Origin of the sequence: Corynebacterium sp., assembly GCF_052107835.1 — a bacterium.
GTDB lineage: Bacteria > Actinomycetota > Actinomycetes > Mycobacteriales > Mycobacteriaceae > Corynebacterium.
This window is the reverse complement of record NZ_JBQEDF010000100.1, coordinates 1-3,920: the sequence shown is the minus strand read 5'-3', so window position 1 is coordinate 3,920 and position 3,920 is coordinate 1. Positions and strand designations below refer to the sequence as shown.

The 3,920-nt window shown below is 65.5% G+C and carries 6 protein-coding genes; 2 read left to right on the top strand and 4 right to left on the bottom strand.

What is annotated here, in order from left to right; genetic code table 11:
• Window position 1: 1 nt before the first annotated feature.
• A complete protein-coding gene (locus tag ACTIL2_RS15210) occupies window positions 2-664 on the bottom strand; it encodes a YdcF family protein (RefSeq protein WP_442338320.1) in 663 nt (220 codons plus the stop codon).
• A gap of 239 nt (window positions 665-903) precedes the next feature.
• Between ACTIL2_RS15210 and ACTIL2_RS15205 the strand changes: the two genes are divergently transcribed.
• Both ACTIL2_RS15205 and ACTIL2_RS15200 read left to right on the top strand, forming a co-directional pair.
• Window positions 904-1,221: a rhodanese-like domain-containing protein gene (locus ACTIL2_RS15205; RefSeq protein WP_442338319.1), complete on the top strand. Its 318-nt coding sequence runs from the start codon at window positions 904-906 to the stop codon at window positions 1,219-1,221.
• Window positions 1,222-1,274: 53 nt separating this feature from the next.
• Window positions 1,275-1,748: a MarR family winged helix-turn-helix transcriptional regulator gene (locus ACTIL2_RS15200; RefSeq protein WP_442338318.1), complete on the top strand. Its 474-nt coding sequence runs from the start codon at window positions 1,275-1,277 to the stop codon at window positions 1,746-1,748.
• A 6-nt stretch (window positions 1,749-1,754) separates the two neighbouring features.
• Here ACTIL2_RS15200 and ppk2 read toward each other — a convergent pair whose 3' ends face one another.
• From ppk2 to ACTIL2_RS15185, 3 genes are all read right to left on the bottom strand, one after another.
• Window positions 1,755-2,645, bottom strand: a complete 891-nt coding sequence (gene ppk2, locus ACTIL2_RS15195; protein ID WP_442338317.1) for a polyphosphate kinase 2 — start codon at window positions 2,643-2,645, stop codon at window positions 1,755-1,757.
• A gap of 414 nt (window positions 2,646-3,059) precedes the next feature.
• Window positions 3,060-3,179, bottom strand: coding sequence for a PorACj family cell wall channel-forming small protein (locus ACTIL2_RS15190; RefSeq protein ID WP_442338316.1), 120 nt, complete (start codon window positions 3,177-3,179; stop codon window positions 3,060-3,062).
• A 265-nt stretch (window positions 3,180-3,444) separates the two neighbouring features.
• On the bottom strand, window positions 3,445-3,920 hold a 476-nt coding region (locus ACTIL2_RS15185; protein ID WP_442338315.1), incomplete at its 5' end, for a TCP-1/cpn60 chaperonin family protein.

Below are 3,920 nucleotides of genomic sequence, written 5' to 3'. Positions count from 1 at the left end.
CCTAGCCCTCACCCTCCACGTAGGCCACGGCCTCGACGCCCTCGGAGCGGTAGTTGTCCAGCGCCCGGATGTAGTGCGGGTCGGACGTCACGATGACCGCGGCGCCGCCGTTGCCGTCGATGAACTCGGAGGTGTTCGCGGCATTCTCCACCGTGCTCCCCGCCTTGTCCTCCACGATGACCGGGTTCGTCACACCGCGTGCGCGAAGCCCGGTCTCCATCGCCTGACCCTCGGACGGGCAGTCCGGCTGGGTCACGCCGCCGGTAACCACGATCGGGTTCGCGCGGTGGATGTTCGCCAGGGTCGCCGCACCGTTCAGGCGGTCGTCGAGGATGCCGGGCGGGGCGCAGTCCTCCTGCAGGCGCGCGCCGAGCACCACGATCGGGGCGCTCGCGTCGCGGGCCAGCACGGCATGGGTGGCGGGCGTGCGCACCAGTTCATGGTCGACGATCGTCCGGTTGTCGTTGAGGAGGTCCTTCGTGGCCGGGAGGTCGGGCAGCGCCGGGGCTGCCGCAGCGCTTCCGGTGCCGGCGAGGCCGCCCGCGAGGACAGCGGCCGAGGCGACGGTGACCGCCGCCCTCCGGAGCGGACGGCTGGTGGACGCTGCGCGGTGGCGTCCACGGTTGGCACGGGAGGGGTTCGGGGAGTGCGAGGGGAAATCCATCTGGAGAATGGTCCTGTCGGTGTCTTGGCGATGGGTTGGCGGTCTTTCGGAGCGCCCGGCGGAACTGCCGCATGTGTGCAGCAGGCCGGGCATTGCGTCCACCATGCACCCCTCCACCTGCCATGTCATCCGTTCCCGCATATTTCTACATATTCACAGACATAACCAAGGTTGAACTCACCAGCTACAACCGACGGTGTTCAGGACGCACTGCCTCCCGCTGCGTACACTCGGGCACCATGAGTGATTTCGAAACAGTGAAGCCGACCGAGGTTCCCGACGGCGCCCAGCTCATCGACATCCGCGAGCCGGACGAGTACGACCAGTGGCACGCCGAAGGAGCTACCAACCTCCCCCTGTCCGAACTCCAGGCCCGCTACGGCGAGTTCGATTTCGACCGGGACATCTACCTGATCTGCCTGTCCGGCGGCCGCACCGCGAAGGCGTGCCAGTGGCTGGAGTTGAACGGCATCGACGCCATCAACGTGGCCAACGGCACCATCGGCTGGCGGGACGCCGGCCTGCCCATCATCGGCACCGAGGGCTCACCACGATAGCGGGTTTCCCCCATAGTTCGTCGTCCCCACCCGTGAGACGATAGGCTGTAGGCATGGCCGAATCCCCCCACCTGCCCCACGGACTCCTGGAGTCGCCGTCCTTCCAGCTCGAACGGCTCCGCCGGCGCACCCGGACGTTCGTCGAGACCGCACTGACCTCAGAGGGGTTCAACCTGCGGGAGTACTGGGTCCTGACCTACCTGGTGAACGGGGACGCCGCCAGCCAGGCCGAGCTCGGCGAGATCATCGGCGTCGACCGCTCCGACATGGTCCGGCTGGTCGACGCACTGGAGAAGCGTGGTCTGGCCAAGCGGGAGAAGGACGCGAAGGACCGTCGCCGGCAGATCATCTCGGCGACGAAGAAGGGGGTCAAGTCGCAGGCGGCACTGTGCCCCATTGTCCAGGACGCCGAGGATAAGGCACTCGACGAATCCACCTCCAAGCAACTCAAGCACCTGAAGAAACTGGCGAAGTCCATCATCGCCGCCGAGGAGGACGGGGACGGCACCGACAACGAGGATGACTGACGGCGGTCAGTCCCCGATCTGGTCGCGTCCGCGCTTCACGATCTTCGGGTCCGGCTGGCCCACCACGTCGTAGTCCTTGTCGGTGTAGTCGAACTTGCTGAGCACGTACCGCATTGCGTTGAGCCGTGCCCGCTTCTTGTCGTTCGACTTGATGGTGATCCACGGCGACTCATTGGTGTCCGTGTACCGGAACTGCTCCTCCTTGGCGCGGGTGTAGTCGTCCCACTTGTCCAGGGAGGCCAGGTCCATAGGCGACAGTTTCCACTGCCGCACGGGATCGACCTGCCGGATCGCGAACCGGGTCCGCTGCTCCTTCTGCGTCACCGAGAACCACAGCTTGGTCAGGCTGATCCCGGAGCCCATGATCATGTTCTCCAGCATCGGGACCTCACGCAGGAACTCGGCGTGCTGGTCGTCGGTGCAGAACCCCATGACCCGCTCCACGCCGGACCGGTTGTACCAGGAACGGTCGAAGAACACGATCTCCCCGGCACACGGGAAATTCTCGACGTAGCGCTGGAAGTACCAGGAGGTCGACTCCCGCGGGCTGGGCTTCTCCAGTGCAACGGTGCGTGCACCACGCGGGTTGAGGTGTTCATTGAACCGCTTGATGGTGCCACCCTTGCCTGCGGCGTCCCGCCCCTCGAACAGGATGATGTGCTTCTGCCCGGTCTCCTTTGTCCAGTTCTGCCACTTCAGCAGTTCGATCTGGAGGGAGCGTTTGGTCGTCTCGTAATCCTCACGACCCACCCGCTCGGAGTAGGGGTAGTTCTCACGCCAGGTGTCGACCCGGTGGCCGTCCGGCGTGATCAGGACGGGATCGTCCTCGTCCGAGTCGTCGACGATGTAGCCCTCTGTCGCGGCCAGGTCGACGATGTGGAACTCCTCGTTTTCCATGCACTTCACTGTAGTTGAGCCGACGTGCTCCTTCATGGGGACACGACCGGCACCACCCCCGGACGCGAAACCTTCACCTGCTGGTCACGCTGCGGCAGCACAACGGAAGGTCCGCCGTCACCTCCCGTGCCCGCCCCGTACAAGCACAGGCACCCTACGCAGCCGTTTTCCCTGCTGTCGGCGCACTTTCACACCCTTCAACTTTCCCACGATGTGATACGTGCAGGTCAATGGACCGAAGAAGCTTAATGAAAATCGTTGACAGTGTGAAACTCCCCCTCCCCGGGTCGCCCACGCACTGCGAAGCATCCACGCGGGTCCAGGAATGCAGAAAGCCCGGCCGGAGCCGGGCTTTCCTCAGCGTCCCTGTCTCCAGGGTCACCTCCCCGCCACACCGGCGGGGATCACTGCCTCCTAGGAGGACAGCTCAGCACCGCTTTCGAGGATGTCGCCGAGGCCGCCGAAGACGTCAGCGAAACCGCCGAAGAAGGTGGTCAGGTTCTCGAAGAGCTCGGTGATAGCAGTGAGGTCCATGATGTTCTCCCTTGTGTCAGGTACCACCGTCCGGAGGGACGGCGGAATGCTCGGTGTCGTAACCCCCCACGGAGGGGAGCTCTCGGCACCAAACGTTATCAGCGGAATTCCGCGGCGCAAGGGGAGCAGGAACATTAACCCGAACACGGATACCCCCACCCGTTACCCCCGGCAGACATGAAAGAACCCCACCACCAGCAACGTCGCTGGTGGCGGGGTCCAGTTAGCCTGCGCGAGAGGATCGGCAGAGCGGTCGATCAGGCGATCAGAAGCCGCCCATCCCGCCCATGCCTGCCATCTCGTCGCCACCGGCGGCAGGAGCCTCGGGCTCCGGCTTGTCGGCGACGACAGCCTCGGTGGTCAGGAAGAGGCTGGCGATGGAGGCGGCGTTCTGCAGGGCAGAGCGGGTCACCTTCACCGGGTCGGAGATACCGGCCTCGAGCAGGTCCACGTAGTCACCGGTGGCGGCGTTGAGGCCGTGTCCGGCATCCAGGCCCTCGACCTTGTCGATGACCACGCCCGGCTCCAGGCCGGCGTTGTGGGCGATCTGCTTCAGCGGGGAGGACAGGGCGGCGCGCACGATCTGCACACCGGTGGCCTCGTCGCCCTCCAGACCGAGGTTGTCGTCCAGGACACTGGCGACGTGCAGCAGAGCTGCGCCACCGCCGGCGACGATGCCCTCGTCCGCGGCAGCCTTGGCGTTACGCACGGCGTCCTCGATGCGGTGCTTGCGCTCCTTGA

Excerpts from the sequence above, each read along its gene's own strand:
- ACTIL2_RS15210 (WP_442338320.1), bottom strand. The coding sequence starts at position 664 with ATGGATTTCCCCTCGCACTCCCCGAACCCCTCCCGTGCCAACCGTGGA.
- ACTIL2_RS15205 (WP_442338319.1), top strand. The coding sequence starts at position 904 with ATGAGTGATTTCGAAACAGTGAAGCCGACCGAGGTTCCCGACGGCGCC.
- ACTIL2_RS15200 (WP_442338318.1), top strand. The coding sequence starts at position 1,275 with ATGGCCGAATCCCCCCACCTGCCCCACGGACTCCTGGAGTCGCCGTCC.
- ppk2 (WP_442338317.1), bottom strand. The coding sequence starts at position 2,645 with ATGGAAAACGAGGAGTTCCACATCGTCGACCTGGCCGCGACAGAGGGC.
- ACTIL2_RS15190 (WP_442338316.1), bottom strand. The coding sequence starts at position 3,179 with ATGGACCTCACTGCTATCACCGAGCTCTTCGAGAACCTGACCACCTTC.